Genomic DNA, 26,950 nt, shown 5'->3' with positions numbered 1-26,950 from the left:
GCTTTTTTTATTGCCGTCACACAAAGATTTCAGAATTTGCCCCCTTACCTGTTACGGCAAGGAGGCAAGTCTCCCCTCAGCGTGGGTCCATCAGCCTGCGGCTTAGATAGACTGCTTCCAGGGCCCGTTCATGTGCTACCTCGGCAGCATTGACGGTTCCGGCATGACCTCCCTCCATATCTTCGTAATAGAAGAAGGGTACATGGAGTTCCTGAAGGCGCGCTGCGAACAGGCGAGCATGCACAGGACCAACACGGTCATCTCGGGTCGAAGTGAAAATGAATGGTGTTGGATAGTGCACATCAGGCTTCAAAGCCTGAAGCGGCGACGTCTTGTCCCAGAATGCTTTTCCTTCGGGTGTAGACACACTTCCGTATTCAGCCGCCCATGACGCACCTGCCGCCATGTGCTCGTAATTCAGCATATCGAGCAGCGGCACACCAATGATGGTCGCGTTCCACAGTTCCGGATGCTGCGTGAATTCTACCCCCATCAGCAAGCCGCCATTGGATCGTCCACGAATACCCAGACGCTTGGCCGATGTAATGTTTCTCGAAAACAGGTCCCGGGCCACGGATGCAAAGTCATCATAGGCAGACTGGCGTCCTGCGTGACGCGCAGCTTCATGCCAGGCTGGGCCGAACTCTCCGCCACCCCGGATGTTAGCCATCACGTAAACCCCACCACGCTCGAACCACGTGATCCCAAGGTCTGGATGATAGACAGGCAGGTACGAGAGGCCAAAGCCACCATAGGCGGTCATGAGCGCGGGGTTCGCGCCATTCTTCGTCCAGTCTTTCGCATGCACGACAAAGTACGGGACCTGCGTTCCGTCTTTACTGGGCGCAAAAAGCTGCTCAACCGTGAGCTTGGACGAATCAAACAGCTCGGGCTGGCTATAGAGAAGCTGTGTGTTCTGCCTGGCTGTATTGACGCTCCAGATCTGCGGCGGCTGAATGAAGCCTTCGAGTTGGAGGTATGCTTCTGAGCTGTGGGGATCAGAGGAGACAATACTGGCGGCCATATTCTTGGGCAGCTCAATGCTCCGGCCAGACCAATGGCCGCTCGAACCCCGTCGATAGAGCATCAGTACCGGCTGAACGTTGTCATACATAACAACGATCAGACCATCCTTGGTCGCCGCAATAGCGCCATCCATTCCATCCCCGATGGTCTGCCGCTTGGTCGGGGTGACAATGATCTCGGGGGCCTGAGGATGATCTGGATCTACCGCGACAACGCTGTCTGCAGGGATTGTCCCCTTCGCCGTGGGCCAGTCCTGGAGCAGATGGAAAACCAGTTGGCCATCCTGATAGCTCAGACCGTCATATTTCTCCGGCATGGGAAGCTGGCTCGTTTTAAGCGTTCCCGGATCCAGTCGCTCAACTTCGCTATGGAAAAAATCCTTATGCCGATCGATCAGAACGACCTGATGCCCCTGCCCGTCCCGCAGGACAGTGGGAACGACTTCCATGTCCTGACCGGTTCCACGGAACACTTCCTGAGCCTGAGACAGGCTCTGCCCGCGCTTCAGGGCACGAACAACATACGGATACCCTGACGTTGTCAGACCGGCATCCGTCGTGCCCCAGTCTCGAGAGACCAGAACTGTATCCTTATCGAGCCATGCAACCGCCTGCTTTCCGTTTGGTAACCGGAAACCGTTCTGCACAAACTGATTGGTGGTCGTGTCGTATTCTCGCAGCTCGTGCGCGTCTTCGCCCGCATTGGACAGGCCCAGAAGGCAGATCCGGTCTGCTGGTTCCAGACAATTCAGCCCTTCCATCACCCAGTTGGCATGTTCAGACCGAGAGAGCTCATCCAAGTCAAAGCGCGTCTTCCATAGCGGATGTCCGCTTTTGAAATCAGCCTCTGACGTGCTTCTCCAGACCCCACGGGTATGAACTTTGTCCTGCCAGAAATTCCAGATCTCCCCTGCCATTTGTGTGGGAACAGCGAGACGATCCGGTGACTGCTGAGCCGAGAGGATCCGATCATAAAGCGGCTTGTATCTGGGGTCAGAAGCCAGAACATTCTGCGTTTTTTTATTTTCAGCCTTCACCCAGTGAAGAGCTGCTCCGCCATCGACCTGCTCAAGCTGAGCCCTTGAGGGAGTGACCGTAGCAGCCTGTACAGACGCAAAAGGAAAAAGAGGAAGTAAGAGACAGAGAGCCCGCAGTGCGGAGGGACGCATGCCTGATCCTTTCGGCCGTCATTCATAGTGATGACGGCATCGTAAAGATCACCCGCGGGAAAACAACCTCACCCCACGGCAACGGCACTGACAGCCTCTTCCACCTCCTGAAAGGTCGGCATGAGGTCACAGGGAATGCTTTTGCGGCCGATTTCTACACTGACCTGAGGCGCATTCCCTTGCAGATGCGCGACAATGACGGAACGAACCAAATCAAGGTAAGACGCCTCTTCTTCCACAACGCCCCCGAGACGACCAGCAATCGGGGCAACAATGCCATATGCCAGCAGAATACCGAGGAACGTTCCGACAAGCGCACCAGCAATCATCTCGCCCAAAACGATAGGAGGCTTGCTGATGGATGCCATAGTCTTGATCACACCGAGAACGGCAGCAACAATTCCAAGAGCTGGAAGTGCATCGGAAACGGATTGCAGTGCGTGAGGAAGATGCATCTCCTCCCGCAGGTTCTTTTTAAGCTCCCGTCCCATCACGTCGTCCATCTGGAACGGATCGGTCGCATTCATGCCTGCCATCCGCAGGTAATCGCAGATGAAGGAACAGACCTGCCCGTTATCCCGAATCTTCGGAAACGCCCCAAAGATTGTACTGCCTTGGGGATCTTCAATATGGCTCTCAATAGCCATCATCCCCTTACTGGCCGCCAGTTTGGTGACGTGGAACAGCAGCCCCAGAAGTTCAAGATAATCCTGTCGACCGTACTGAGAGCCTTTCATGGCTTTCTTCAAACCGGCCGGAAGGTGTTTCACAGCGGAAATTGAGTTGGCCATGACAAATGTGCCGATTGCTGCTCCCAGGATCGTCAGGAGTTCAAAGGGCATCGACGCAAGCAATGGACCTATGGCGCCCCCTGATGCCACGAAGGAGCCAAACACGCAGGCCAGAACGACACCAAGGCCGATAAGAATAAACATTCAATATTTCCTGAGTGGCGACTTGATTATGGTTGATCGGGAGACAGAACCAGAACGACGCGTCTGTTCCGTGGACTCAGCGGATTGGCATGATCAAAAAGGTTTCTATCGGCATAGCCGCTGACAGTTTGCAGGCGTCGGTCCGGAAAGCCCGCCTGAACAAGAACGTCCCTCGCCGCAACCGCGCGGCTGCTGGACAGGCTCCAGTTGGATGGCAAACCAGCTTTGTAAGGCGCTGCATCAGTGTATCCGGCGATGGAGAGGTGTCCCGGAAGCTTTTCAAGATAGGGAGCGACCAGCCTCAGGAGTTGAAGAGCGCGCGGCATTGGCGTGGCAGAACCCAGCGCGAACATTGGCTGATGTTCAGAATCCGCAATCTCCACATGCAACCCGTCATCACCGACCTGGATGGAAACCTGATCTCGGACGTCTGCCAGTTGTGACGGAGCATTCAGGGCTCTACTGATCTGATCGGCAGCATTCTGGAAGGCCTGCTTGTGGGGGAATGCCCCTTGGCCGGATACGGGCTCTCCTGGCTCGATCTGTCCATCACGCAGAACTACAATCTGTGCGCTGTGCTTTTCCGCATCTTTTTGGGGAAGATGATTCTGTCCTGATGGACCGTCATCTGGATTTGGCCCCGCGGCCTGACCGGGCTTGACCGCCATAGGGCGATCAGAGGACGCGATGGGAGAGAGATCGGGCATGACGCTCAGTTTGGGTGGTGCGTCCTGCTGAACTGCTATCGGATTAAAGAAATTAGCGATGCCCTTACGTTGCTCTTCTGTCGTGGCATTGATGAGCCACATGACCAGAAAGAACGCCATCATGGCCGTCACGAAGTCCGCATAGGCAATCTTCCAGCTCCCGCCGTGATGGCCACCTTCTACAACTTCAAAACGCTTGATGATGATCCTGCGCTCGTCCTTGCCGTTTGCTTTCGACATGCTGCCTCCTGAGAGAGGTCAGTATGGCAATCAAAGGTTAAGGAGAGCTTTAAGCCCGCCCTGGCAACTGCACACCAGACGGCATTTTCACAACGTCAACGCGGTAACACCGCACATTATGGCCATGGCTCTGGCGACACAGCGTGTCCTGATCCAGCGCGGCAGGAATGCGATGAAGCTCTTCAATTTTTAAACCGAGCGGCACCTCAGCAGGCGGAAAAGAAAACAGGCTCCACCTTGGATCTGATCCCAGAACTGGAAGACTGTTCTGTGTCAAAGCGAGTTGAGATGCGAGACCATACTCTTCAGCTATGAAAGCAGATGCTCCCGTCTCCTGAGCACGAGCGACAAGTTTTTGACTGAAATCGGGCCATCCAGCCGTCTGTCGCTGGATCGGATCTTTAGCGGCGGGAAACGGCAACGGAGAGAAAACGGCTTGTCCATAAACCAGTACGGTCAAGGCTATTCCACTGATGACCGGCCACCGAACACTCCGACCTGCTTCTATCGCAGCTAAAGCCAGGACGGGATAAACGACAGCCGGCCAGTTTGCCTGCACCCGATCGCCCAGAGCATGCGTCACAAAAACAGCGAGAGGCAGAAGGCTTAGCCATGCCAGAAGCCTGTTCCGTTTGATGCATGCCCAGCCCCCCAGAGCAAAGAGCCCGAAAATAAGGGGTGTAGCCAGACCAATCTGACCTCCGAGAAGCTCCAGCAGAAACTGGGATGCACGAGCCAGATGCCAGTCGCCTGCTCGTCCACCCTGTTTCAGCAGGCTGACCCAATGATGGGATGCATTCCAGAGAAGGACCGGGGTCGTCGTGATGATCAGAAGCGGCATTGCCAGCCATGGACCAGCTTGTTTCCTGAGCCTCGGGGTCGTGAGAACTGCCCCCCCAAGGGCTAAACCGATTAGAACAGCAGTATATTTTGAATCAAAGGCGAGACCGAGCAAAACACCCGTTAACAGCCACCAGCCGGTTGTTCTGCCCCCCGACGACGAAACGGCTTTCCCGAGTGCAAAAAGAGACACCGAAACGAAGAATACCAGCGGTGTATCCGGCGTCATGGTCGCCGATCCAAGTCCGAGCATCAGCGTTGCATTCAGGAGAAGAACGGCCTGAAAGCCCGATACCGGCCAAGGGCGCGACGGGAGCAACAGCCTGGCCGCATGGTACAGGGCCCAGCTTCCGGGAAGAACGGAAAGCGGCCCGAGCAGACGCACCCCCAGAGACGTGTCACCAGCCAGCCATGTCCCAATTCTGATCCAGAGGGCTACCATGAAAGGATGGTCGAAATAGCCACCCTGAAGATGGCGGGACCACACCCAATAGTAAGCCTCATCAGGCGTGAGCGGCAGACATGCTGCCAATCCGAGGCGCGTCACAGTCAGGGCAACAAGAAGCGCCCAGAACAGGCTGGCCTGCTTGTTGAAATTATCAGTCACGTCAGCGCCAGATGAGAGTGGAAGACACAGCGTAATTCCAGACGACACCGACCACGGCCCCTGCGGCAGACGCACGGTCCCAGTGCCCATGGCCAACATCGTGCAGCACCATACGGGCCACTCCGATATTAGCGGCCGCCCCGAGAGAACAGACGGCGAAGAAAATAATTAATCCCACCCACATCTTCGCACCCTTCAAGCGGCGGTCATGATAGGTCAGACGGTTGTTGAGCAGGAAATTTGTCAGGATGGCAACGGCCGTTCCAACCAGTTGAGACTGAGAAAAATCCATTCCTCCCAGTCGGGCAATCTGCATCACGGCAACATTCACGACCACGCCAACAAGCCCAACCAGCGCAAACGCCAGAAAACGGGATGGCAGCCAGCCATGCGTGACTTTATCCAGAATCATCATTGCGAACTGGAGAAGAACAACGACATCCAGCTTGCTTTCTCCCGCAAGGCGCGGACGGAAAACAAAGGGTACTTCCGTGATCTTCACGGACTTCGGAGCGGACATCGCCAAATCCAGCAGGATCTTGAAACCGGTTCCGGAAAGTTTTGGAAGAACAGCCTGAAAAAGCTCTCGCCGCATGGCAAAGAACCCGCTCATCGGATCAGTCAGGCGGTGCGGCAAAACCGATTGAGCAGCGCGAATTCCGGTGTCTGACAGGAGATGCCGCCAATAACCTGCCAGCCCGGCATTGTCTCCGCCTTCTACGTGGCGGCTGGCGACAACAATATCGGAGCCGGCATCAAGATCTGCCAGCATTTTGGGCAGAACAGTCTCGTCGTGCTGCAGGTCCCCATCCATGACCGCAACATACGGTGCGCTGGACGACAGAAAACCCTCGATAACAGCGGATGAGAGACCCCGACGTCCTACCCTTTTGATGACCCTTACACGAGGATCATTGTTCGCAACTTTCGAAACGCGCTCGGCAGTTCCGTCCGGGGAGTTGTCATCAACAAAAATGACTTCCCAACGTTCTCCTTCAAGAGCTGCATCCAGAGCCGCGACAAGGGGAACAACATTCTCTGCCTCATTATAGCAGGGAACAATAATGCTGATCCGGGCAGGCAAAAGCATCCCAGCGCTAACCGTTGGGGATGCTTTTGCCATCAGATAGGAACTCCAGCCAGATCACGACTGGTATGAATGGTCTGGAGTGTCTGCACCCGCACGACGTGGACACTGTCTGTCAGACGCCGGGTCAGAATGTTCTGGTGGGCAGCATCACGAGCGACGAGACGGACGAGGAAGTCTCCTCCGCCACGGATCATGTGACATTCGCGGGTTTCGGGCCAGGCGCCGACCTGCGCCTCGAAGGCCTCCAGAACACTTCCCTTCTGGCTATCGAGACCGATGAGGGCATAAAAATTGAGCGACCAGCCAAGCAGGGCTGCGTCAACTTCTGCATGATACCCTTTGATGATGCCAAGTTCTTCCAGACGCCTGACACGCCTCAGACAGGGGGGAGCGGAAATACCGGCGCGTTTGGCCAGCTCCACATTGGTCATACGACCGTCTGCCTGAAGCTCGGCGATGATCTGCCGGTCAATGGCATCCAGTTCAACGGGGATGGAAGAGAAAGAAGCGTTCATTTGAATCTGACGTATATGGCAGGTGGCAGCGTCCGCAAAGATGGCACATGCGTCTGAAAGCTCTATATGAGGGGTCAAAACACGGACGAGGATCGATCATGCCTGAAATCCATCATACGGACCTTCTGGTCGTGGGCGCAGGCCCCGCTGGCTACACTGCCGCCATTTATGCCGCACGCGCCAGTCTGAAACCGATTCTCGTGACTGGTCTTCAGCCAGGTGGCCAGTTGACCATCACGACTGACGTTGAAAACTACCCTGGCTTCGCGGCTCCCATTCAGGGCCCGTGGCTGATGGAGCAGATGCGCGAACAGGCTGAACATGTCGGCACACGCCTGATCTATGACCTGATTACCGAGGCAGACCTGAAGAACGGTCCGGCTGCAGATGGATACTTTCATCTGAAAGGCGACTCAGGGGACGAGTTTCTTGCACGTACAGTCGTGATCGCAACGGGCGCCCAGGCCAAATGGCTTGGCCTCGAGTCGGAAAAACGCCTTCAGGCTGGCGGCGTTTCGGCGTGCGCAACCTGCGATGGCTTTTTCTATCGCGGTAAAACGGTTGCAGTCGTGGGTGGCGGCAACACGGCCGTGGAAGAGGCGCTCTATCTAACTCACCACGCTGACAAGGTTCACGTGATTCATCGACGGGACGGTTTCCGGGCTGAACGCATTCTGCAGGAGCGTCTTTTTGCGAATCCGAAAATCGAAGTTCACTGGAATCGTGCTGTCGAAGAAGTTCTTGGTGCGGGAACGCCGGAAGTTGTGTGTGGCGTTCGTCTGAAGAACACTCAGACGGGAGAAAGCGAAACTCTGCCCGTTGATGGCGTGTTCGTCGCCATTGGCCATAGCCCGAATACGGGGCCGTTCCGCCATGAAGTGGCTTGTGACGAAGATGGATATATCATCACGGAAGCCGGTGGAACGCGCACTTCGGTAGAGGGTGTTTTTGCCGCAGGCGACATTCAGGATCGCATTTATCGGCAGGCTGTGACGGCTGCGGGCACAGGATGCATGGCCGCTCTGGAAGCCGAACGCTACATTTCTGGCATACCTGCTATGACAAAAACTTGACCCTCGTCGCAGGTTCAGACAGTTTCGTCCCTTCAACGACACACCGCTTTAAACAACGCCAGGTGACATGGGCAAGAAGGACGAGGACCGACGCGCCAGCGATCGGGGAGACCACCACATGGATTGGGACAAACTGCGTATTTTCCACGCAGTCGCCGAAGCCGGGTCCTTCACCCATGCAGGTGACAGACTTAACCTGAGCCAGTCTGCCGTTTCGCGGCAGATTTCAGCTCTGGAGGAGGTTCTGCGTGTTCCGCTGTTTCATCGGCATGCACGAGGCCTCATCCTGACTGAACAGGGTGAGGTTCTGAATCGCACCGTGCGTGAAGTCTTCTCCAAGCTGGCCCTGACACAGGCATTCCTGAGCGAAAGCAAGGAACGAGCGGCGGGCAAAATAAAAATCACGACAACCACCGGTTTTGGCCTTTGTTGGCTTTCTCCAAGGCTGCATCGCTTTCTGGAACTGCACCCGGATATTGAGGTCACGCTTCTTCTTGAAGATGCAGACCTCGATCTGGGAATGCGTGAAGCAGACGTGGCTATTCGCCTGCATCCGCCGACACAGCCAGACCTTGTACAGCGCCATCTGGCCAATTTCCCGATGCCAATTTATGCCAGCCCAGACTATCTGGATCGGTACGGCACGCCGACAAATCTGCAGGAATTAGCGGAACATCAGATCATCGGCTTTGCAGGACGCCACCTGCCATTGCCGAATGTAAACTGGCTTCTGGACCTCCTTCGTCATGAAGGTCTGGCTCATCGGGGCAGCAGGCTGGCCATCAACAATATTGCTGCCGTTGCGACTGCGATTGCTTCAGGCACAGGTATTGGTTCTTTGCCGCTCTACACGGCTGCGTCCTACCCCAACCTAGTCAGAGTTCTTCCCAATCAGGCCGTTCCGTTGGTCGAGGCTTACTTCGTGTATCCGGAAGAACTGCGGACTTCCAAAAGAATCGCCGTATTCCGAGATTTTCTGCTTTCGGAAATCAGCAGCCTCAAAGGCCAGGAATAAAGCCCATAGAATGCCGCCGCGCTCATCCGCGGCGGCCATGCCCCGTGATGCAAACATGTTGGGCTGCACTGGACCGGAAGACAGCTTCCCCGACAGGCGCAAAACCATTTCCATGCCTGGAATGAGTGCTCTCTACATTACTCTTGAGAACAATTAGCCCCAACTGGGAATGATAGCAGGGCGTGACAGTAGCCCGACCCTTCTGATTCTGTAGCATTTTTACTGAAGCTGCTTTTTTCAGAGGAGATCCTGAGGCAGCTTTTGCCGAGGACGCCCCGGCACAGCACAGAGCCCCTATAAAAATCGAAATTATCCAGACAGATAATGAAGGGGCTTTCCACATTGCCCCACAATAGCGCACGACGCTTCTCAACGCGTGCCTGAAAGCATTAGCTCCGCTTTTATGCTTCAAAAAGCGGCATCCAGAACACAGGGAACAGAAACTCCTGTCATTCTGCCGTGGCTGACTTGGTCGCGCTTTGATTCACACGCTCACGCAACTCTTTCCCCACTTTAAAGAAGGGAACGCTTTTTTCTTCGACAGAAACAGTGTCTCCAGTGCGTGGATTCCGACCCGTCCGCGCATCTCGGCGCCTGGGAATGAATGCGCCGAACCCGCGAAGTTCAACACGATCGCCTCGCGTCAAAGCTGCACTGATTTCGTCAAAAATGGTGTGAACGATCCGTTCGATATCCCGCGTCAGAAGGTGAGGATAAATCGTGGAAAGCTCTGCAATAAGTTCCGATTTGGTCATGACTGCAGCCTATCTGCCTCCGCCCATGAAACTGGCTTGTCAGGGTTGCAGAATCGCAACGGCCCCGTCAAGGCTGCTGAGGGTTAATCGCCCTTCCAGCATCTCCGTAAAGCCTGATCCAAACACACCTTCGAGCATGGCCCGTTTGCGAGGAAAATCATACCAGTGTCGCTTGCTTACAGAGAGCAACGGCATCACTGGGTACTGTGCGTCTCCAATTTTCAGGCGCTGCCTGAGCCATTGCCGAGCAGTGTCTTCGTCTCCCAACTCGTCGATCAGGCCCAGGCTCAAAGCCTGACGACCCGTATAGGCCCGACCATCCGCAAGGCTTCGCACCTTGTCTTCAGGAATGTGCCGCCCTTTAACGACCATGGCGACGAACTGATCGAAGAGATCATTGACCAATCCCTGAAGCATCGTGCGCCCTTCAGGCGTCAGATGACTTGTAGGATCAGTCTGATCCTTCATAGCGCCAGATGTAATTGCAGCAACATCAATGCCGACACGCCCTAGCAGCGGAGAAAGATCGGGCCGCTGCAGGATTACACCGATCGAGCCTGTCAGTGTGGAAGGCAATGCCACGATATGCTGTGCTGGAACTGAGAGCATGTAGGCGGCAGACGCGCCCATATCGCCCATCGTGACGACAACAGGCTTTACCTGTGCAAATTTCTCGATCGAATCGTGCAGACGCTCCCCGCCCGTGACACCGCCGCCGGGGCTATCAACAACTAGCAGGAGTCCGGTTACTGAAGAGGACTTCTGTGCTTTACGAAGAGCCGTCGTGATCTGGGAAACGTCATTTCCGATCACGCCGTGAATAACCAGACGCGCAATGTGCGGACGCGCATCTAAACTGGAAACAGTTGAGTGGCTTTTACCAACAGCAATAATAAGCGCGGCAAGAAAAAACAGAACCGCAGCGCCTCTCCAGAGAAGGAGGCGCTTGCTGTCAGCCATTGATCGGAGAAGCGTCTCTGCCTCTAAACTCATGAAACAGTATTCTCCGACCACATGACAGATAGTGCTTTTTTAGAAAGACAATTCCAGAAAGCCGGGAATTAGTCCTGCTTTTTGGACTGACGCGTCCGGCCAGTTTCTTTCTTGCTTTCGCCTGTTGCGCTGATCTTGCGGCCCAGACCAATTTCGCGAGCCAGAGCAGAGCGACGCTGCGCATAGTTCGGAGCAACCAGCGGATAATCGGACGGAAGACCCCAACGCTCACGATACTGCTCTGGGGACATATTATAAGCGCTCTGAAGGTGACGCTTGAGCATCTTCAGCTTTTTACCGTCTTCAAGGCAGACGATGTAATCCGGGAATACTGAACGCTTGATCGGCACAGCAGGCTGCGGACGCTCTGGCTGCGGCTCTTCCTGTGGAGCACCAGCATTTGCAAGAGCTTCATAAACCTGGCGGATCAATGCCGGGAGAGACGCCGCATCCACATTACCCTTGGAAACCTGTGCAGCAACGATCTGCGCTGTAAGCTCCAACAGATCCGGGTGGGATGTATTCTCCGACATAATATCTTACCTTCCATTCAAAATAGCATTTTTACTATGCTCAACAGCGTGAAATCATTCTGCCGAGCCTGTTTGCAGAATATATACCCAATACCACCGAGATAGCCACTCAACTTTAATACCAAATTGACCACACGTTCCTTAAAAAAGAAGTAATCACTTCAGAGCGTGTTTCGGAATTCGCTAATTTTCTTTCCGGGAAGCCTTATGCAAACCGTTGACGCTACACTCTGTTCACCAAGTGATTTTTCAGGATGGCGAACACAATCGCGTAATTTCCTGAGCAAGCGAATCCCGGCGTCTTCCATCACTTGGAGTATTAGAGCGCCTGCCGCTCTTTACGCAGCGAAAACAGATCGGGATTTACCTGACACTCCCTCCCCTTTGCGTCTGCCCCGAAAATTTGCGGCCCTGATCCCGTCCGTGTTTGCATCCAATATCCCGGAGAGATTTGATCTTCTCTATCGCGCCCTGGAACATATCCAAGAGCACGGAAGCCCACGTGAGACAGACATCACCCGGTTTGAGCAGATTGCCAGCACCGTTCGAGAGCAGATTCTTGAATTGAGAGGCGCGTTCCCACAGAACCGGATAACAGACTGGCAGATCATTCGAACACGCCAAAAACTACAGCTCATAGACAGTCAGAGATACCCTCTCATCAGACTGCGGGTTTCCCCTTGGGTTCTCCTTTCAGACGAGACGACCCTTTGCTGGGACGGCCACAAGTATCGTGTTGGACCACCCATTAGTGACGCAGGACAACCAGAGGCAGATCTGATTGATCTTGCACAGAAAACTGCGACCGCCGGGCAAGACAATGCCTTTTGGGCCAACCCGGCCACAGTACATGTCACACCTGATCTGGAGGAGATTGAAAAGACGTCCTCTTTGTCAAACCTGCGGTCCCTCGCCGTCGATTGTTCTCTCTGTGATCTTTGTCACCACGCGTCACGCACCGTTTCCGGAGAAGGCACGACGCAGGCCCAGATCCTTTTTGTCGGCGAGCAACCAGGAGATCAGGAAGATCTTCAGGGAAGACCATTTGTTGGCCCAGCCGGACAGCTCTTCGAGCGCGCACTTCAGGAAGCCGGGGGCAATCGGGAACAGGCCTGGATCAGTAACGCGGTCAAACATTTCAAATTTGTCCGCCGCGGTGCAAGACGCATTCATCAGAAACCCGATGCGACAGACGTAAAATCCTGCGCCCCGTGGATCACAGCTGAACGGCGTATCCTTCAGGCAAAGGTTACAGTTCTGCTCGGCGTGACCGGAGCAAGTTCCGTTCTTGGACGACCCATCACTATTTCACGGGAGCGTTCCCGTTACATGACTTTGGACGATGGCAGTACTGGCATTGTGACCGTCCATCCCTCTTACCTGCTCAGAATTCCGGATGAGGACAGCAGGACACGCGAATACACAAAATTTGTCGCAGATTTGAGAATGGCCATTTCCGCTCTCGCCTAATTGACGGCTTCAGGAGTAAGAAAGCCGCACAATGAGTGGCAGTACTACGTCAACAGGACGTCCGACTCCGAACAGTTCCCCATCAGGTGCAGGTGCGTCAGCCGCTCTGCGGCCCAGGGTCAAGCTGCCCCTGTCATGGATCTATGCGCCATCAGCAGCGACCCTGACTTTTGCTCTGCGAAATACATTTGCAGCCTGTCTCGCCATCGGAATTGCCTTCTGGATGGAGCTGGACAGTCCTGCATGGGCCGCAATGACTGTCTGGGCTGTTGCACAGGCGACCCGTGGTGAAAGCCAGTCCAAAGCCAAATGGCGTATCATTGGAACAATTACCGGAGCGGTCGCATCCATTGCGTTGATGGCTGCCGCGCCTCAGGCACCTTGGCTCTTCTTCCCCATGATCGCCGTCTGGATCGGCGTGTGCAGTGGGCTCGCAACATTCGTAAGTAACTTCCGATCCTATGCTCTTGTTCTTGCAGGATATACCTGCTCGATCATCTGCATGGATGCGGCTTCCGATCCTGACAATATCTTCACCGTTGCCGTTTCCAGAACCACTTACATTACCCTTGGCGTTCTGTGTGAAGCCTTCATGGGTCTGATCTTTGCCACCACTCAGGAACGGCAGGCCCGGATCCAACTGCGCCAGAAGCTGGAATCTGCTCTGGTTCTCGTTACGAAGACGCTTACGAGTATTCTCGGTGAGGAACGCGGCGCCTTGAATGCAGCACGCAGGCAGTTTGGCACCATCCTCAGCATTAACGACCAGATTGAATTTGCAGAAGTCGAGATGGGCCCGCATGGACACGAAGGTGACCATGCCCGTGCCGCTCTTGCCTCCGTATCCGCCCTGCTCTCTCGCGGGTTCGGTATGGCAATGCGCCTGCAACTTCTGAACCATGACCACCCTGCCTTCACGCAGGCCGCTGATGAGATCCTCTCGTTTCTTAAGGATTTCCCGAAGCGTATTGCAAATACTGAGTCCGTTCCGGATCTTTTGGCAGAACTCCAGCATCTCCGTGATGTTTGCCGCCTGTATGCTGCCCCTCACCGGATTACCGATCTGGAGAACAGCAATGAACCCATTCCGGGAACAGACCCGTTCGATCTACGCCTGAATGAGCAGGATACCGAGACACACCTCGATGAACGCGTTCTCTTCATGTCACTTGGGGAGCTACTCGGAGACCTGGAACTTGCCATCAAGGAATACGAGGCCAGTACACACTCCATTCCAGGCGATCATTTTCATTTCCAACGTCAGACCCACCGCGACACACGCGAAGCCATTCATAATGGCCTCCGCGGAGCATGCGCCGTACTGGTTACGGCCCTGATTTATGAAATCACAGCGTGGCCAAGCGGACTTGGCTTTATCGCCATTACAACGCTGGTCTGTGGCCTGTTTGCGACCAAAGAAAACCCAGTCCTTGGGACTACGGAGTTCTTGAAAGGAGCACTGGTCGCTTACATTGTGGCCTGGATACTTGTCTTTGTGCTCATGCCCAAAGTCACAACGTTTGAAACCCTGACGCTTTTCCTAGGGCCGGCCATGTTCCTTGGCGGTCTGGCGAAAGGCAACCCCTCCACTGCTGGCGGCGCGGCAGCTTACGGCCTTCTTCTTCCTGCCATGCTTGGGTTGGAGAACCATCACGTCATGAACGAAGTGGCATTTTATAACGGCAATATGGCCGTGGTTATGGCAGTGGGCATCAGCGTTCTGGTTTTCAGGACAGTATTGCCCTTCAACAGTTCTGATGAACGGCTGCGTCTCCGCAGAATTATGCTGGCTGAGTTGCGCGGCCTCGCAGATCCCGCACAGACACCACAAATCAGTATCTGGATCGGCCGTAACACAGATCGTTTCGCACGTCTGATCCGCCATGCTGGCCCCACCCCTGCTCCGCTCATCGAAGCCTGTATTCTGGGGACGCTCGCCACACTCACGCTGGGCCTGAACATTATTCGCCTACGAACCCTCTTGGACCGCGAATACCTTCCCGACAGCGCAAGACGCCCGATCCAACTGGTGCTCCATTACGTCGAGCAGTCTACCCGACGCCATGATAAGGCCGCTCGTGTCGCCAATGCGGCCGTAAGACGACTGCGCGCTCTGGATGAGCATGAGACGGATCTGGTCACGCGACTGGAAATGACCCGGGCAATCACTTACCTCGTCGTTATTGCTTATACGATGCAAACGAACGCAGACTTCCTGGATGCGAGCCGCCCATTTAGAGGCGAGCGCAGCCATCTGAAAGTACAAGAGTCACGTTAAGCGGCAGGAGAAGTACGCTTCTCGCATAGCTTGGGAATTTCGAAGATTGCAGAGCGATTACAATCTACTCTGATGCGTTCCCAGTACCGCGACATAACCCACGCTTCAAGACGGAGACTAATCTTCGCAAGGGTCACGGTCAGATATACATATCTTAGAAATCATGGCGGAGAGGGTGTCCGCCGACCTGGGGCGTCACGGAAATGCAGATCAGCGCAATAACCGTTGTTTTTCATGGTTTTACAGAAATTCATGCCATCCTGAAGAAGCAGATAGACGCATTGAAACCCAGCCCGTAAGGTGGGACGGAAGATGGGACTGAAAAGCCATGAGCAAGCGTTCGCCGAACCAGATGAATGCCCGCAAGGTCGCCTCTCTCAAAGACGGGGTTCACGGCGATGGCGGAAATCTATGGATTACCGTCCGGGGCGACACCCGGGCCTGAACCTTCCGCTACAAAAGCCCAAAGACCGGCAAAAGACGGGAGATGGGACTCGGTCCCGCCCGGGATGTTTCTCTGGCCGATGCCCGGCTCCGGGCAGCCGAGAACCGGCGCCTGCTTCTAGAAGGGCTCGACCCGCTGGAAGAAAAAGCCCGGCAGAAGGGACCTGACGTTCAGGAGCGCACCTTCGCACAGGTTGCCGAGCAGTACATCACCGAACAGGCGCCGGGCTGGAAAGATCCGCGCTCGGCGCCCATGTGGCGCAGTTCTCTGGACCGTCATGTTTATCCCGTCCTCGGCTCGAGACCGATTGGCAGCGTGCAGACAGAAGACGTGCTCGCCGTCCTGCGACCGATCTGGGAGAGCACGACCGAAACCGCAACACGGCTGCGTGGACGGATGGAGCGTATTCTGGACTACGCGCAGAGCCATCACTGGCGCGAGGGGGAGAACCCGGCCCGCTGGCGGGGGCACCTGGGCAACATTCTTCCCAAACCCACAGCAGTCACGAAGGTGGTGCACCATGCCGCCTTGCCCTATCGCGATCTCCCGCCGGTCTACAGCCGGCTCGGCGCCGAGCATGGTGTGGGAGCCCTGGCCGCACGGTTCGTCTGCCTGACCGCCACCCGGTCTGGCGAGGTCCGCAAGGCCCTGTGGTCGGAGATCGATCTGAAGAAAAAGATCTGGACCATCCCGGCCGAGCGGATGAAGGCCGGGCGGGAGCATCGTGTACCCCTGACGAACGGAGCGATGGCCCTGCTATATAAAGTCCAGACTCTGAGATCCAGTTCCGGTGAGGACAGTTTCGTGTTTCCCGGTGGCCGGGTCGGATCACCGCTAAGCGATGTCGCAGTCTCGAAGGCCCTCCATCAGGCCGCAGGCACGAAGGATGTGACGATCCATGGTTTGCGCTCCAGCTTCCGGGACTGGGCGGCCGAGGAAACCGACTTTCCACGCGAGGTCGCCGAAATGGCGTTGGCCCATGCCATCGGTGACAAGGTTGAGGCCGCCTATCGTCGCGGGGATCTCTTCAACAGGCGTTTCGAGATGATGCATGCCTGGGAACGCTTCTGTGCCGGGCAATCCACGGAGGCGGTCGCAAAGCCTCCGCGTTCCAATCCTGACAGCGCCCCGCTCTTCACCTGGAAAGACTCTGACATCGGGGATTCAGACGCCTGACCGGGTCTCAAACCTCAGAAAACCTTTCCGGACAAGGAATGGTTTCAGCGCCTTCAGAACCCCGTCTCCGTGTCTGTGGCAAAATGCATGAACTCTTCCGATCGCCCTGAAGGCCCCTCAAAAGCCCGATGACGCGTCACGCATGCGTCATTCAAGCGTCACACGACGAGGGCGGATCAGGGTGATACCCGATCAGCAACCTCAGACCATGGCAATGCGCCATAAAATCGGGCTGCCAGATCGCCTAAGATGGCACGATACTGGGTTTTTGCCGCAAAGCAGCAAAAACCCTTTCAAAACAGTGCCTTAAAACCGTTTCATGTTCGTGCGCTGCCGTGGGCGTCCGCATCACGCTGTGACGCGTCATCCGGACCTGCACGCGCCCCCGTTCCGGGGTCGCGCCGCCCATGGGGCGGCGGTGCAGAACTCAACCTCTCTTCCTCTCTCTCATGACGGAAAATGATCAGAGCGGTTCTGTCGTTTTTTTTGGCTTCGCAAGGGAGGACCGGGCTGGTCCTCACCCCAGAGGGCTCACGCGGGGCGTGAGCTGGAATGGTCGCCGTGCGACCAGAGCGAGGGTTTTCTCTCTGGGGCTCTCTTCTCTTTCTGGAGCCTTTCGCAATGACCAGATTAGTCACCGAACTCGACACGCTTTTCGACGCCCACGCCGTGCTTGCGGGCGTCGTTCTTCCCACACTGCGCGATGTGATCGCACAGCCCGGAGCCTTCACCAGCGACACGCGGCTTGAGGGCACGCTGATCGTTCTGGCGCAGACAGTCCGCTCACTGAACAGAGCGCTGACGGAGAACGCAGGAGACCGGACATGACGTCCTTCCTGTGCACGGACCTGGCTGTCCGCCTGATGGGTCTTGTCTCCTCCCGCGATCGCCCCGACGCTCCGCTCCGGCCGACCGGGACTGCCGTCTGCCTGTACGATCTTGTTCTGTCCCGGGCCGAACCCTTTGCCGTGGCTGAACGGTTGGGCCTGTGGTTTCCCTGTCAGGAGGCCGATCAGGACCCGGCACACAGACAGGCTCTGCGGGACCAGATCCTGCAGCAGCCCATGCCGTCCCCAGCCGGTGCAGCGGAGCACACTGAAGATGGCGCTTTTCTCTCTCCTGTCCTGCTTCCAGATATCGTTCTGCTTATCGGGGAACGAGAGATGATCTGGCTCGGGCCCTGGTCGTCAGAGAAGCCACAGGTCATGACCCTGGACGATCTGATGCACCAGCTTGCGCCAGAGCTGGTAGAAACCGGGAACACGACCGAAGCCCTTCTGGCCCGGTTTGCAGCGGAAGACCGGTCAGGCGTTCATCCGGCTTCCGATCTCGTCCGCATTTATGCCGCGGCCCGACTGATCGAAACCCTTTGGACCGGACAGGTGCCTGGGAGCGGCCTCCCGTATCGCCTGTAACACCTGACACCGACAGGCCGGACAACTCCGGCCTCTCATTTTCTCCCCACAAAAATCTGGAGGCTTCATGCTTCTTACAAAAATCCCGGTCGCTGCGACGACCGCGCCTCGTCACGTGCGCTCTTTCTTCGAGCCAACAGACGACGATCTCGATCTGTATCGCGACATCAGCGTCAGACTGAAGGCGCAACCGCCCTCAAGCCTGTTCCGCTACCTTCAGCCGGCGGGGCGTCATCTCATGCAACTCGGTGATGAACGACCTAGTGTCTGGGCCTGTCTCCTGCGCAGGGTCGAGCAGCGCTGGCCGGGTCTGCCCAGCCGTGGCCGCGTTGCCTCTGACGGAACCCTGCTGAATTCAGCACTCGAACGGATTGCCTATGAGGCCGTCAAACCCGTCGTTCCGCGGGATGTTGCGCTGGATCTGGAAATTGCCCTCGACCCGTTGCAGCAGCCACGGTTCTATTCCGATTTCGCCATCCGTTTCGGGTCACGTGTCATGCATATCGAGATCGTGGGCGCCTGCGGTGCGGACCGCGTGACACGCAATGACTGGGAAGCCTATTTGCTGGCGCAGTTTGACCGGCGGCTGGAGGTCTACCGGCAGAAGTGCCTTAAGCCCGAGATCTGGTATCTCAACGATCTTCTTGAGCCAGCGCAGTTACAGGAGCGTTTCCTTGCCCTGGTAGCGCAGCTTCGCGCGGGAGGCAGATCATGACTCCTGGTCCGATCCGGCTGCCGCGCTGGCCCGTCACGCGCCTGAAACTGCTCGATATCACGCCGGATCAGAAAGGAGCGCCCTATGCGGGCGCTCCCGTCACGCTGCTGCAAAGGGACGGCTTTGTCGAAGGACGCAGCCTTCTCTGGCTCGGCGCCCCCCGGCGTTCCTTGGGTCGTCTGGAGGAAAGTCCCGATGAGCATGGTCAGCCAGCCTTGACCATCAGTGATCCCCTGTTCCGGGCCGTGATGCCGGTGGATGCCCCGCGACCCTTTGTTCTGGCGGGATTTCACATGTCGTTCCTGCGCCGTGTGATGGGCGGACCGCAGGATCGGCCACCGTATGATCTCTGCCTGTACCGGCTCGCACGACAGCGGGCGTCCTGGTTGCGGCCGTGCGGGTTGCAGGAATCCGTTCTCGAACTGCGGACAGACCTGATGACAGAACTGACGCAGGACAGCCCTTTTCTGCGTTTGAACTGCGCAGCTGCTTTGCTTGAAACACTGCTGGAGTGGGAGCCGCTGACCCGGCTGCTGGTGCTGTCAGGCAATGTTGTCTCTCCACCGCCTGGCGACGAGGAACCCTTCGGTCAGGCCGCAGAGTGGAGTTGTCTGCCTCAAGGTCCTGCCATGCTGGAAGACTGAGTGACCAGCGGAGGCGTCGACGGTGACTTAGGAAGGTTTGAAAATGCCCTCAGACCCGGACGATGCATCCAGCTCTTCAGCGGCCTGGGTTACCCCCTCTGCTCGCAACAGCAGAGGGGGCTTTCCCCCTGTAACCTCAGAACAGCCCGCTGCCGGTTTTGACAGCGGAGGCATTCATGGTGTGGTGCCAGACGACATCGCCGTTGAAGATCACCGTCAGGGTCTTTTCCGTGCCATGAGTGCCCTGATGCAGATCGCCATAGAGCGGAATGAAGTTGGCAGCGTCAGACGAAGCGTTGGTGAACGCATAGCGCCACTGCTCATGACCGCTATCGGTGAACGTGCTCTCGCGCGGGTCTCCGAACAGGGCCCGGATCTGCTCTTTGGTTGTCACGCCATCATGGATCTTCTGATCGATGGACGCACCGGTCTCGTTTTTGAGGGCTTCGTTCCCTTCCGAGGCACAGCCTGTCAGGGCGACCAGCCCCGTGAGAGACAACGTGACGGCAAGGGTTCTGAGGAGACGTACAGACATGCGGGATCCTTTGCTGTTTTTGCAAAACAGTCGATGACGGGACAATTGGAAAAAGGCGGACGACCCACCAAAAAACGAACGGACCGTCTCAGTCCAGCCCGCGAAGCCTGCGGCGGTCTTCGGCGGCTTTCAGTTTCCGAAGAAACGGTTCTCGGGGAGCCGTCCAACAGCTCATGCCCACAACGAATGCAAAGAGCGGATGCCAGGGCAGGGCCAGAGCGATGCCGCACAAAAGACAGGCGCCCGCTCCGAACCACGAGACATATCTCAGCAGAAGCCGTGTCTCATCTTCCTCGGCACCATATTCTTCGAGATAGGCAGCCAGACGGGCCGCGCGTTTTGCTTCGGTCGCCTCGCTGTACAGACCGTCTGTTGAAGACGTCATGAGCGCTTATCTCCCCCAGTGGGCATGGAAGACGACCCGAACGACCAGCGCCGTACCCAGCATCAGAGCCGCAGGGGGTAGGACGTCGCGTGCCTTGAGCCACGCGAACAGCCTGACCGACGACCCCAGCGCCAGCACCAGCAGGAGAAGAACGATCAGGACAAGGAGAATGGAGACGACCATGTCAGACGCCCCCTGACAGGCAAGAACAGGGACCAGACCGGAAGACACAACGGGACAAAGACATCATCGCCAGCTCCTTGCAGTTCCTGTGTGGCAGGACGACCCTGCCACCCGGCGAACTCAACAAGCCAGATGATCTACGATTCCCCGCGCATCGTCAATACGAATATACGCCTGTTTGTAGAAACAGGTTCCCGTATATCAAGAACGCCTCAGGGATGAGGCGCGCCGCCGATCCAGACCACTTCGCCGAGCAGCTTGAAGCAGTCCAGGCGATCAGCCTCGACGTCCTGGGGCGGGTAGCGATGATTGTCGGCAATCACCCGGACGCCACCACCGAGTTTGGGATCAAGGCGACGGATCAGCACGGCACCCGCACTCTCCAGCGCATAGAGCGCGCTGCCCGTCACGGTCGTGACGCTCCGGTCCACGATGACCAGATCGCCTGAGGACAAAGTCGGCTCCATCGCATCCCCCGCATTACTGATGAGGCAGAGGGACGTGAGGTCCCGGGGGATGACGCTCTGCAACCAGTCGCGACCAATCCGCAGGCCGTCTTCATGATGATCATACCAGGGCACGACAATCTGACGGGTCGAGGTGGTCTGGACCGCCGTCGTGCCGGAAGGTGAGCCGCCAACTGTGCCAAAGGCGATCCAGTCCAGAGAGACACCGCAGACCCGGGCCAGTGACGCAAGGGCGGAGAATTTCATCTCCCCGCCATTCATATAGTCTCTCAGGGTCGTATACGGCACGCCCGCCGCCTTGGCGGCATGGGTGATGCCAATACTCTGCGCCGCTTCGCGGAGGCGCTCACCGCGCTCGCGCATCAGGCGGATCTGGTCGTCCATGAGTTTACGCTTTCGCCTGGAATGTCGGGGCACGCGGAGGGTCCTCATTCGGAAATGAGGCATGAATACGATATTCCGCTTGATATGGAAGTCGGAAAACCGTATCTCTTGGCATTGAAATGTTGCGTGGCCCGTGACTCGTCATGGTCAGATCCTCGCATGAAACCGACATTTTTGTCCAAGGGATTGTCATGCCTGAAGATCCACTGTTGCCACCACCCCGTCCAGCCGGTCTCGAAGAATTACATGCCGGTCTGCATGACGTGCTGCGTCTGATCGAGATCGAGCATGCTCTGCTCAAAGGGCGGCTGGAGAGCCTGCGGGCCGATACGGAAGGCGCGCGCCTGCTGGAGGGCGTGATGGTGCTCGGGGCCGTGCTGCAGCAGCGGATGGGCAGTCTGCTTCAGCTCTGTCGCGAGGTCGGGAAGCTGTGACGGAGCGGTCCGTCGGACACTGCGCGTCCTGACCCTGCCATTTGCTTCATCGAAGCCCTGTTGCTCCCTCCCATACGGTCATCATCTCTTATGTCAGAACACTCAGATCCATCTTCTGAGCACATCGTGCTGGACGGACACGACCTTACGCGTGCGCTTCCTTTCGGCTCCTATCCGCTGACAGAGGCGCAGAAGAAGATCCGGAAAGTCTTCTTCAACACACCCTTGGGGTACAGCCGTCTGCGACGGCCGTTCATGGAACGCTTCAAACGAGACTGCTCCTCAGGTCCTGTTGATGCGACCCTGTTCGGGCTGAAAGTGCGGTTTTATCCCCATGACAACCAGACGGATGCAAAATCGGCGGTCTGTGGCGCGTGCTACAATCATCGTGAGCTGAAATGGCTGCGTCGTCATCTGCCGAAAGGCGGCACGTTTGTGGATGTCGGTGCGAATATGGGGTTTTTCTCCCTCTATGCCGCCCAGCGGGAGGTCCGCGTCATTGCCATCGAGCCGAACCCGGTCCTGTTCGAACGGCTGGCCACCGATATGAGGCTGAACGGAATGCGGGCCGATCTCTTGCGTGTTGCGGTGGGCGACCAGGACGGCTCTGGTCAGCTTGTACAGGTGAACGGGGATTTTGGTGGCGGTCGGATCGGCGCGGGGCACGGTGCTCCAGTGCGGATCCGTCCGCTTCTGGATATTCTGCAGGCCTGTGATGTGACGGCCGTGCATGTTCTGAAGATCGACATCGAAGGCTACGAAGACCGGGCGCTGCTGCCGTTTTTCCGCGAGGCACCGGCCGCGTTGTGGCCCGATCATCTCATCATGGAAGACACCGAGCATGGACGGTGGGTCCAGGACGTTTTTCCGGTGCTGCGGCGCTGTGGGTATGAACGCGGCGCTCGCAGCCGGGGGAATATCCTGCTCTCAAGGTTTTGAGGGATGCTGGAAAGGAGAAGTTTGTCAGCTATGGGGTGGGGACGGAAGGTCTGCTTTGTGTAAGGCAATCGGTAAAAGCGGATATTCAAATAGACGACCCTTGCGGAGGCTTTCACCCCATTCTGATCGTTCAAATAATTTGTTAGATTTTTGAAAGCCGATATTTGCTTATGAAACAGTCAAGCGCCAGCCGGTTGATCCAAGATATGTGTTCGAACCCCACTTTGTCTGCTATACCCCGCCGATTGCCGGATATAATAGTCTATATACCGTCGATCACCGGCATGCCACCGAGTTGGTATAATGAACTGCCGTTCCCACGATACAGCCCTGTAAACCTGAAGGCCAAAGCTGTGTTTCCTGCCCGAAGCGAAGATTAGACTAACTATGTTCTGCTCCGTACGCCCCTTCGCAGAAGACAAACGTCATATCGCTGCAGAATCTATTTATTAGAGAATTCATAAACTGCGGATAATGCAACCGTAGGGTCCGAATAGGTAAAAATTAGCGGTTTGACGAATTTTTAGCGAAGATATTGGTCCAAATTTTGTGATCTCCATATGTTTGGTTTGGTGGTCGAGCTGTGCGATGTGAACCAGAATGGTAGGATGACATCCTTGATCGTTCCATTTGGAAATCTCTGACCGCCACGATCCATCATGATAACAAAGTCAAACCTAGTACGAATCGAAACTACATCATTTGTGATCATGGCCGCTGGCAGACTGTACTTTCCCCAATGAACTGGGCAGCTCAACATTACGATTTTTCTGAAATTGGTGCTGATCGAAGTACTGCCCATCACCACATTACAACCGTGGCTGTGCGCCACTACGTCGATGCCGTTAAGACTCCTGCGGTTGATCCAGTCGCACAGACTATTGATCGCAACTTCGCGGGCATAGTCGGTGTATCCGCCCTCCCATCGGAAAAAGTCAGGTGATCCGTAAATATCGTTCCGGAAGGTCTTTATGTGGGAGAAGAGGCTACCTTTTGGCGGGACAGACCATTCGGGCCTATTAGCCTGAGAGTAGGGAAGTACCGTGCCGTGGACGGCCATCAAGCCAGTTGGGGTCGTGGTCGGTACGTTTGTCGGTGGGGAGAGATTCCCCATCGCGGCGACCTGAAAAACGCGGGCCATCAACACAAAGAGAAGTTCGAATGTATCGAGATCTAGGGCGTTGTCAAAAAACCATACAAGCTGGCGGTGGATGTTGATGGTCTCCAGACGGAAGAAATCAACAGCAGACCCCAAGGCACAAATTCGGACCAACTCATCGCTTGAATTGCATCCCAAGGCAACGAGACGCGCTGCATCGCGAGGATTGCCTCGCTCATTTACCTCTGCCGCTAAACTAGCCAAAGCAGATGAAGGAACGTTATCCGAATCGTCTACCGAAAACTGCCTAAGATTAAATGCGCCACGTGGCACGGTCTCACGCACCTCAGCATTAATTCCAAGAAACTCAAGCTCTTCAGATGTGGGAAGATCAAGACGATCTTCTAAGTGCCGTTCGTCTTCTACGAACAAGGCACCCGAAAGTAATAAGAAAGCAGCCAGCGTGAAACGTGATAATGACTCGCCTCTTTGGTCAAGAAAAACCTGACTTTTAAGTGGTACAGGACGAATTATATTGTCTGGATACATTGGTCTCTTTCAAATTTTCGCTGCTTAATCAAAATAAATAAGATCTTACTGCCGGAGGAAAAGAGTGTGGACTATGGCGGAGCTCATCGTCAACGGCCGCGTCCATTACACTCTGCCTGGCATCATGCTCTTGAGAACCAAAGGAAGGCTTTGTTATCGCGACGAATGGTCATCCCACCCATAGCTGTACTTGTTCGTGCCTTGAATTCAGAGGGCTATAGCGTAGGTGCAGTTCTCGGTTTCGTCGACTTCAGTCCTGCTGATGAGATTCAAACCTTGAATGGGTAGAATGCATACGCGAGTTCGCTATCCGCTTTGACCGGCAGACCATGGGACATTTCATGTCCGCTACACGGAGAGTGGTACGAGAGACTGTATGTCTGAAAAGAGAGCGAGTGCAGCCTGTCTGTTCTGGTTCTCTTGAGCAGACAGGCGAGTTAGGGGGGGGGGGAAAGCAGAAAGTCGGCTGCTGGGCAGAAAATTAGCAAGCGGCCAGTCGTGTGGCCAACGTTCATGATAGCTAAGCGCCCATACTGATCATTACTGGCCTCAGAGCAGGTGCTTAATAGCGGACTACGATAGTGATGTTCTACGCCCATTACGGCCCGTGGCCAATCTTATAGATATGTATTATATTATAGTGATAGAGGTTGAAACGAGAGCGTCTTGAATCGAGTTTTAGACGTAATACACAGAATTTTAACACTGGAATCATCTAGGTAGCTATGAAAGAGCAATTTCATCATTTATTTCCACCTACCGAGGCTGAATTTCGCAGCATGTGGGAGAATGGAATATTCTCTTTTGATGCGAACGTCTTGCTTAGTATTTATCGGTATTCCGAGGAAACAAGTAAGGCTCTTCTTAGTTTTATAATGCAAGCCGACAAGGTTCGCCTCCCCCATCAGTTTGCACTCGAATTCATGCGGAACCGTGCAAAGGTCATCGTTGCGGAAGCAAATAAATATCAGGCCGCATATCATGCATTGGAAAAAATAGAGCAAGGCTGTCGCCCCAAAAGCGAGCACCCTCATCTGTCAGCCCCAGCACAAGAAGCGATAGCGTTGATAAAGGAAGAGTTGTCCACTAGTCGGAAGCAGATGGAGGGCCTGATCTCCAACGACGATTACGTGAACTCGCTTCATGAAGCGATCTCAGAAAAAATCGGCCAGGAACCAAGCGAATCTGAATTGTCTAAGCTGCACGTCCAAGCGGCTGACCGGTTTAGGACAAGCATCCCTCCAGGGTTTGCAGATGCGAAAACCAAAGCACCACCTGAATGCTATGGCGACTACGTCGCATGGGCGCAGCTAATTAACATTGCGGCCACGGAGAAACGCGACCTAATATTCGTCACGGACGATGCCAAAGCTGATTGGTGGCGGATAGAGAGCGGCCGAACGATTGGACCCAGGCCAGAACTTTTGTTGGAGTTCAAGAAACTCTCTGGGCAGAGGGTATGGTTCTATCCATCCGATCGCTTTTTATCTTCCGCCGAAACATACCTAAAAGCGCAATTTGGTGAAAAGGTTATCGAAGAAGTTGAGGCTCGAGTCGCCCAAGAGCGCGAAGAGGAGGAAGCTAAGCGTGCAAAGCCTGATGTGCCTCGATTAGATTCCTCAAGTGAGGATAAGCACTCGCCATCGATAATCGATAAGACTAAAACTACTCCTGATTATAAAGGTACATAAAATGGCTGTTCGAGTCTATTGCAACAATCCACATGAACTACTCGAAAGCATTAGAACGGCAATAAATACAGGAGAGGTCGAGACATGGAAAGTCGATAGTGACGGCGATTTCACTCACTCTCCTACTCAGTGGGCGCATTTAGCTTGGATGCGACCCACAATATTCGACGACCACATAGCCTTTAATATCCTTGGCACGAAGACGAAAAAAATGTCGAAGATGGTTTACGGTGTTTATCATGGCCGTTTTATTGAAATGATGCTTGTCCATTTTGACCTACAATTCACGAGGGCTTCCGCTACGGCACTTCCAACGTCTAGCGACTTTGTCTAACGGGTAACAGAATTCACTGGGCTAGGATGTCAAATGTTAGTTTGACCTCAATATAAGAACGGTCTGTATCAAAACAATACTTACTGGCTGGCTGCTTGTACGTTGCGACAAATACCGACTGCATCGATACATTGCCGCTAGCCACGAAATAGATGTAATTGCTTACTATAGTAAGTGTTCCGCACCAGATGATCGGTTTTCAATTCATATTAGGCAGTCGCTATACTTTGGCCAATGTCTTGTTAGATTCGATGGTGGACTGCGGCGGCCCCGCATTCAGTGACCATTTTGCGGTATTTCTTGCCGGAAC

The 26,950-nt window shown here is 55.4% G+C and carries 25 protein-coding genes and 1 pseudogene; 12 read left to right on the top strand and 14 right to left on the bottom strand.

What is annotated here, in order from left to right; all coding sequences use genetic code 11:
• Window positions 1-76 precede the first annotated feature (76 nt).
• The 6 genes from GCE01_RS07805 to GCE01_RS07780 all read right to left on the bottom strand — a co-directional run bounded on the left by GCE01_RS07805 (window position 77) and on the right by GCE01_RS07780 (window position 7,128).
• Complete coding sequence (locus GCE01_RS07805; protein WP_099212200.1) at window positions 77-2,194, bottom strand: prolyl oligopeptidase family serine peptidase; 2,118 nt, start codon at window positions 2,192-2,194, stop codon at window positions 77-79.
• A gap of 68 nt (window positions 2,195-2,262) precedes the next feature.
• Window positions 2,263-3,129, bottom strand: a complete 867-nt coding sequence (gene motA / locus GCE01_RS07800) for a flagellar motor stator protein MotA (RefSeq protein ID WP_046901396.1) — start codon at window positions 3,127-3,129, stop codon at window positions 2,263-2,265.
• A 26-nt stretch (window positions 3,130-3,155) separates the two neighbouring features.
• Window positions 3,156-4,076, bottom strand: coding sequence for a flagellar motor protein MotB (locus GCE01_RS07795; protein ID WP_099212198.1), 921 nt, complete (start codon window positions 4,074-4,076; stop codon window positions 3,156-3,158).
• Window positions 4,077-4,125: 49 nt separating this feature from the next.
• Window positions 4,126-5,613 (bottom strand): ArnT family glycosyltransferase, encoded by a 1,488-nt coding sequence (locus tag GCE01_RS07790; protein WP_174694819.1) that lies wholly within the window; start codon window positions 5,611-5,613, stop codon window positions 4,126-4,128.
• Window positions 5,525-6,646 carry a glycosyltransferase family 2 protein gene (locus GCE01_RS07785; RefSeq protein ID WP_167386139.1) on the bottom strand — a complete coding sequence of 374 codons (1,122 nt, stop codon included), beginning with the start codon at window positions 6,644-6,646 and terminating at the stop codon, window positions 5,525-5,527. Before GCE01_RS07785 ends, GCE01_RS07790 begins: the two co-directional genes overlap by 89 nt.
• A complete protein-coding gene (locus GCE01_RS07780; protein ID WP_046902047.1) occupies window positions 6,646-7,128 on the bottom strand; it encodes an Lrp/AsnC family transcriptional regulator in 483 nt (160 codons plus the stop codon). Before GCE01_RS07780 ends, GCE01_RS07785 begins: the two co-directional genes overlap by 1 nt.
• A 98-nt stretch (window positions 7,129-7,226) precedes the next feature.
• On the opposite strand from GCE01_RS07780, the gene trxB reads away from it, so the two are divergent.
• Together trxB and GCE01_RS07770 are read left to right on the top strand one after the other, a co-directional pair.
• Complete coding sequence (trxB, locus tag GCE01_RS07775; protein ID WP_099212196.1) at window positions 7,227-8,201, top strand: thioredoxin-disulfide reductase; 975 nt, start codon at window positions 7,227-7,229, stop codon at window positions 8,199-8,201.
• 118 nt (window positions 8,202-8,319) lie between these two features.
• On the top strand, window positions 8,320-9,216 hold the full coding sequence (locus GCE01_RS07770; protein ID WP_046901392.1) for a LysR family transcriptional regulator: 897 nt from the start codon (window positions 8,320-8,322) through the stop codon (window positions 9,214-9,216).
• A 449-nt stretch (window positions 9,217-9,665) separates the two neighbouring features.
• Here the strand turns inward: GCE01_RS07770 and GCE01_RS07760 are convergent, their stop codons facing one another.
• From GCE01_RS07760 to GCE01_RS07750, 3 genes are all read right to left on the bottom strand, one after another.
• Window positions 9,666-9,971, bottom strand: a complete 306-nt coding sequence (locus tag GCE01_RS07760) for an integration host factor subunit beta (RefSeq protein WP_046901391.1) — start codon at window positions 9,969-9,971, stop codon at window positions 9,666-9,668.
• 39 nt (window positions 9,972-10,010) lie between these two features.
• Entirely contained in the window at window positions 10,011-10,964 is a 954-nt protein-coding gene (gene sppA, locus GCE01_RS07755) for a signal peptide peptidase SppA (RefSeq protein ID WP_099212194.1), read from the bottom strand.
• Between the two features lie 68 nt (window positions 10,965-11,032).
• On the bottom strand, window positions 11,033-11,497 hold the full coding sequence (locus GCE01_RS07750; protein WP_086634139.1) for a MucR family transcriptional regulator: 465 nt from the start codon (window positions 11,495-11,497) through the stop codon (window positions 11,033-11,035).
• Between the two features lie 207 nt (window positions 11,498-11,704).
• Here GCE01_RS07750 and GCE01_RS07745 point away from each other — a divergent pair, with 207 nt between their 5' ends.
• The 7 genes and pseudogenes from GCE01_RS07745 to GCE01_RS07715 all read left to right on the top strand — a co-directional run bounded on the left by GCE01_RS07745 (window position 11,705) and on the right by GCE01_RS07715 (window position 19,640).
• Entirely contained in the window at window positions 11,705-12,967 is a 1,263-nt protein-coding gene (locus GCE01_RS07745) for a UdgX family uracil-DNA binding protein (protein ID WP_099212192.1), read from the top strand.
• A gap of 31 nt (window positions 12,968-12,998) precedes the next feature.
• Window positions 12,999-15,245 carry an FUSC family protein gene (locus GCE01_RS07740; RefSeq protein WP_046901387.1) on the top strand — a complete coding sequence of 749 codons (2,247 nt, stop codon included), beginning with the start codon at window positions 12,999-13,001 and terminating at the stop codon, window positions 15,243-15,245.
• A gap of 328 nt (window positions 15,246-15,573) precedes the next feature.
• A pseudogene (locus GCE01_RS07735) lies at window positions 15,574-16,866 on the top strand (tyrosine-type recombinase/integrase).
• A 621-nt stretch (window positions 16,867-17,487) separates the two neighbouring features.
• Window positions 17,488-17,694, top strand: a complete 207-nt coding sequence (locus GCE01_RS07730; protein ID WP_041240822.1) for a hypothetical protein — start codon at window positions 17,488-17,490, stop codon at window positions 17,692-17,694.
• Window positions 17,691-18,281: a hypothetical protein gene (locus GCE01_RS07725; RefSeq protein ID WP_099212190.1), complete on the top strand. Its 591-nt coding sequence runs from the start codon at window positions 17,691-17,693 to the stop codon at window positions 18,279-18,281. The genes GCE01_RS07730 and GCE01_RS07725 overlap by 4 nt, the downstream gene beginning before the upstream one ends.
• A gap of 67 nt (window positions 18,282-18,348) precedes the next feature.
• On the top strand, window positions 18,349-18,996 hold the full coding sequence (locus GCE01_RS07720) for a hypothetical protein (RefSeq protein WP_099212188.1): 648 nt from the start codon (window positions 18,349-18,351) through the stop codon (window positions 18,994-18,996).
• Window positions 18,993-19,640, top strand: a complete 648-nt coding sequence (locus GCE01_RS07715) for a hypothetical protein (RefSeq protein ID WP_099212187.1) — start codon at window positions 18,993-18,995, stop codon at window positions 19,638-19,640. The genes GCE01_RS07720 and GCE01_RS07715 overlap by 4 nt, the downstream gene beginning before the upstream one ends.
• A gap of 136 nt (window positions 19,641-19,776) precedes the next feature.
• On the opposite strand, the gene GCE01_RS07710 is transcribed toward GCE01_RS07715, so the two are convergent.
• The 4 genes from GCE01_RS07710 to GCE01_RS07695 form a co-directional block, all read right to left on the bottom strand.
• Window positions 19,777-20,175: an outer membrane protein assembly factor BamE gene (locus tag GCE01_RS07710; RefSeq protein ID WP_099212185.1), complete on the bottom strand. Its 399-nt coding sequence runs from the start codon at window positions 20,173-20,175 to the stop codon at window positions 19,777-19,779.
• A gap of 88 nt (window positions 20,176-20,263) precedes the next feature.
• Window positions 20,264-20,560: a hypothetical protein gene (locus GCE01_RS07705; RefSeq protein ID WP_099212183.1), complete on the bottom strand. Its 297-nt coding sequence runs from the start codon at window positions 20,558-20,560 to the stop codon at window positions 20,264-20,266.
• Between the two features lie 6 nt (window positions 20,561-20,566).
• Window positions 20,567-20,791: a hypothetical protein gene (locus GCE01_RS07700; protein ID WP_099212181.1), complete on the bottom strand. Its 225-nt coding sequence runs from the start codon at window positions 20,789-20,791 to the stop codon at window positions 20,567-20,569.
• A 164-nt stretch (window positions 20,792-20,955) separates the two neighbouring features.
• Window positions 20,956-21,594 (bottom strand): LexA family transcriptional regulator, encoded by a 639-nt coding sequence (locus GCE01_RS07695; RefSeq protein ID WP_174694818.1) that lies wholly within the window; start codon window positions 21,592-21,594, stop codon window positions 20,956-20,958.
• Window positions 21,595-21,785: 191 nt separating this feature from the next.
• Here GCE01_RS07695 and GCE01_RS07685 point away from each other — a divergent pair, with 191 nt between their 5' ends.
• Window positions 21,786-22,028 carry a hypothetical protein gene (locus tag GCE01_RS07685; protein ID WP_099212175.1) on the top strand — a complete coding sequence of 81 codons (243 nt, stop codon included), beginning with the start codon at window positions 21,786-21,788 and terminating at the stop codon, window positions 22,026-22,028.
• A 90-nt stretch (window positions 22,029-22,118) separates the two neighbouring features.
• A complete protein-coding gene (locus GCE01_RS07680) occupies window positions 22,119-22,967 on the top strand; it encodes an FkbM family methyltransferase (RefSeq protein ID WP_099212173.1) in 849 nt (282 codons plus the stop codon).
• A gap of 523 nt (window positions 22,968-23,490) precedes the next feature.
• On the opposite strand, the gene GCE01_RS07675 is transcribed toward GCE01_RS07680, so the two are convergent.
• Window positions 23,491-24,615, bottom strand: coding sequence for a hypothetical protein (locus tag GCE01_RS07675; protein WP_099212171.1), 1,125 nt, complete (start codon window positions 24,613-24,615; stop codon window positions 23,491-23,493).
• A gap of 725 nt (window positions 24,616-25,340) precedes the next feature.
• On the opposite strand from GCE01_RS07675, the gene GCE01_RS07670 reads away from it, so the two are divergent.
• Window positions 25,341-26,306 (top strand): PIN-like domain-containing protein, encoded by a 966-nt coding sequence (locus GCE01_RS07670; protein ID WP_099212169.1) that lies wholly within the window; start codon window positions 25,341-25,343, stop codon window positions 26,304-26,306.
• The last annotated feature ends 644 nt before the right edge of the window (window positions 26,307-26,950 follow it).

Source organism: Gluconobacter cerinus (genome assembly GCF_002723935.1).
Lineage (GTDB): Bacteria > Pseudomonadota > Alphaproteobacteria > Acetobacterales > Acetobacteraceae > Gluconobacter > Gluconobacter cerinus.
The sequence above is the reverse complement of the archived record's forward strand: the minus strand, read 5'-3'. Positions and strand labels throughout refer to the sequence as shown.

Excerpts from the sequence above, each read along its gene's own strand:
- GCE01_RS07805 (WP_099212200.1), bottom strand. The coding sequence starts at position 2,194 with ATGCGTCCCTCCGCACTGCGGGCTCTCTGTCTCTTACTTCCTCTTTTT.
- motA (WP_046901396.1), bottom strand. The coding sequence starts at position 3,129 with ATGTTTATTCTTATCGGCCTTGGTGTCGTTCTGGCCTGCGTGTTTGGC.
- GCE01_RS07795 (WP_099212198.1), bottom strand. The coding sequence starts at position 4,076 with ATGTCGAAAGCAAACGGCAAGGACGAGCGCAGGATCATCATCAAGCGT.
- GCE01_RS07790 (WP_174694819.1), bottom strand. The coding sequence starts at position 5,613 with ATGGGCACTGGGACCGTGCGTCTGCCGCAGGGGCCGTGGTCGGTGTCG.
- GCE01_RS07785 (WP_167386139.1), bottom strand. The coding sequence starts at position 6,646 with ATGGCAAAAGCATCCCCAACGGTTAGCGCTGGGATGCTTTTGCCTGCC.
- GCE01_RS07780 (WP_046902047.1), bottom strand. The coding sequence starts at position 7,128 with ATGAACGCTTCTTTCTCTTCCATCCCCGTTGAACTGGATGCCATTGAC.
- trxB (WP_099212196.1), top strand. The coding sequence starts at position 7,227 with ATGCCTGAAATCCATCATACGGACCTTCTGGTCGTGGGCGCAGGCCCC.
- GCE01_RS07770 (WP_046901392.1), top strand. The coding sequence starts at position 8,320 with ATGGATTGGGACAAACTGCGTATTTTCCACGCAGTCGCCGAAGCCGGG.
- GCE01_RS07760 (WP_046901391.1), bottom strand. The coding sequence starts at position 9,971 with ATGACCAAATCGGAACTTATTGCAGAGCTTTCCACGATTTATCCTCAC.
- sppA (WP_099212194.1), bottom strand. The coding sequence starts at position 10,964 with ATGAGTTTAGAGGCAGAGACGCTTCTCCGATCAATGGCTGACAGCAAG.
- GCE01_RS07750 (WP_086634139.1), bottom strand. The coding sequence starts at position 11,497 with ATGTCGGAGAATACATCCCACCCGGATCTGTTGGAGCTTACAGCGCAG.
- GCE01_RS07745 (WP_099212192.1), top strand. The coding sequence starts at position 11,705 with ATGCAAACCGTTGACGCTACACTCTGTTCACCAAGTGATTTTTCAGGA.
- GCE01_RS07740 (WP_046901387.1), top strand. The coding sequence starts at position 12,999 with ATGAGTGGCAGTACTACGTCAACAGGACGTCCGACTCCGAACAGTTCC.
- GCE01_RS07730 (WP_041240822.1), top strand. The coding sequence starts at position 17,488 with ATGACCAGATTAGTCACCGAACTCGACACGCTTTTCGACGCCCACGCC.
- GCE01_RS07725 (WP_099212190.1), top strand. The coding sequence starts at position 17,691 with ATGACGTCCTTCCTGTGCACGGACCTGGCTGTCCGCCTGATGGGTCTT.
- GCE01_RS07720 (WP_099212188.1), top strand. The coding sequence starts at position 18,349 with ATGCTTCTTACAAAAATCCCGGTCGCTGCGACGACCGCGCCTCGTCAC.
- GCE01_RS07715 (WP_099212187.1), top strand. The coding sequence starts at position 18,993 with ATGACTCCTGGTCCGATCCGGCTGCCGCGCTGGCCCGTCACGCGCCTG.
- GCE01_RS07710 (WP_099212185.1), bottom strand. The coding sequence starts at position 20,175 with ATGTCTGTACGTCTCCTCAGAACCCTTGCCGTCACGTTGTCTCTCACG.
- GCE01_RS07705 (WP_099212183.1), bottom strand. The coding sequence starts at position 20,560 with ATGACGTCTTCAACAGACGGTCTGTACAGCGAGGCGACCGAAGCAAAA.
- GCE01_RS07695 (WP_174694818.1), bottom strand. The coding sequence starts at position 21,594 with ATGGACGACCAGATCCGCCTGATGCGCGAGCGCGGTGAGCGCCTCCGC.
- GCE01_RS07685 (WP_099212175.1), top strand. The coding sequence starts at position 21,786 with ATGCCTGAAGATCCACTGTTGCCACCACCCCGTCCAGCCGGTCTCGAA.
- GCE01_RS07680 (WP_099212173.1), top strand. The coding sequence starts at position 22,119 with ATGTCAGAACACTCAGATCCATCTTCTGAGCACATCGTGCTGGACGGA.
- GCE01_RS07675 (WP_099212171.1), bottom strand. The coding sequence starts at position 24,615 with ATGTATCCAGACAATATAATTCGTCCTGTACCACTTAAAAGTCAGGTT.
- GCE01_RS07670 (WP_099212169.1), top strand. The coding sequence starts at position 25,341 with ATGAAAGAGCAATTTCATCATTTATTTCCACCTACCGAGGCTGAATTT.